Genomic DNA, 1,123 nt, shown 5'->3' with positions numbered 1-1,123 from the left:
TATGCCAAAGACATTCATGATGGAAAATGTACCGGGTATGTTGAACATGGTGACCCCTGAAGGGATCCCGGTAATAGATGCGCTGTGTAGAGTGCTGGCTGACGGGGGCTTTGGGACGCTTGATGCGCTGAAGAAGTCTTTAATTGCTACATCCGGCGCGGGGGTAGCCATGCCGTCAAAGCCACAGGGGAAGAAGAGGCACGAGCAGCAAGCATTGTTTGGCTAGGAGGCGAGCGCATGATGAACAGGATACTGCATATCACCTATTCAGTCACGGAGGACTGCGAGAACGAGGGTGGAGCTTACGGCGAGATATGCACCCGCTGCAACAAGTGCGGGAGATGGGAAGATCAGGAAGAGGCAGATGATGCCGAAGGCGCAGACCGCGAACGCCGATACATAATATAGCTGTTTGGGGGAGAGACAGCATGACTATGGAAGAAGTTATTGAGAAGGCGAAAGAGGTATATCCTGACCTTGCGCTAAAGCCTGCGAGTGCTAGGACGTGGACAAAACGAGGGCTAATACCTAGCCCGGTAATTGAATCGTTGGGAAGATCGCGCGGGACTCAGGCGCATTATCCGAATGATTCCCCGGCGCAGATGGCTACCGCGGCATACTTGCAGGAGCTAGGATATACCCAGAAGCAGATAGCGCAGGCCAGAGAGTGGATCTTGAACGGCATTCCACTGGGTAAGCCGATTGACGCGGATTCCATGGACTGGACAAGCCCCGAGGTTCTTGAGGCGATGGAATTGCCTGACATGCTATCCGGACCACAGGCCAGGAGGCTTTTCAGGTGCTTGGAGGCCTATGCTATGACTCTGGCGATGGCGCGGGGCGGCATAAACCTACTGAGGTCCCTGCCGAGGGGTAGGGCGGACGACATGATTCGATATAGCGAGGGGTGAGGCTTGGCAAACGAGCCTAATGCCACGTGCAGCAAGTGCGGGAGGACGAAAATGTTGTTTGAGGGGTTTATGTGAAGGGGAGAGAGAAGCATGGAGACACATAATAAGCCTACCAGGGTAACGGGCGCTGCAGAGGCGCTTCGTGTGGTGGAGGGGATTTTATGGCATTATGAGAACAAGGAAAAAGGCGGCAGAATTGTGATAGAAATAAC

2 protein-coding genes and 1 pseudogene are annotated in these 1,123 nt (G+C 54.0%); all 3 read left to right on the top strand.

Annotation, left to right across the window (positions count from 1 at the left end; genetic code table 11):
* A pseudogene (locus ACE4YL_RS14830) lies at window positions 1-226 on the top strand (DNA cytosine methyltransferase); the annotation flags it as partial.
* A gap of 11 nt (window positions 227-237) precedes the next feature.
* A complete protein-coding gene (locus ACE4YL_RS14825; RefSeq protein ID WP_461369773.1) occupies window positions 238-408 on the top strand; it encodes a hypothetical protein in 171 nt (56 codons plus the stop codon).
* A 20-nt stretch (window positions 409-428) separates the two neighbouring features.
* Window positions 429-911: a hypothetical protein gene (locus ACE4YL_RS14820; RefSeq protein WP_461369772.1), complete on the top strand. Its 483-nt coding sequence runs from the start codon at window positions 429-431 to the stop codon at window positions 909-911.
* Window positions 912-1,123 lie beyond the last annotated feature (212 nt).

This window comes from Candidatus Darwinibacter acetoxidans, from assembly GCF_041936445.1.
In the GTDB taxonomy this organism is placed as follows: Bacteria; Bacillota; Limnochordia; order Darwinibacteriales; family Darwinibacteriaceae; genus DTU010.
This window is presented reverse-complemented; position numbering and strand designations above follow the sequence as displayed.

Bases quoted from the DNA above. Each gene is read 5' to 3' on its own strand.
- ACE4YL_RS14820 (WP_461369772.1), top strand. From the start codon at position 429: ATGACTATGGAAGAAGTTATTGAGAAGGCGAAAGAGGTATATCCTGAC.
- ACE4YL_RS14825 (WP_461369773.1), top strand. From the start codon at position 238: ATGATGAACAGGATACTGCATATCACCTATTCAGTCACGGAGGACTGC.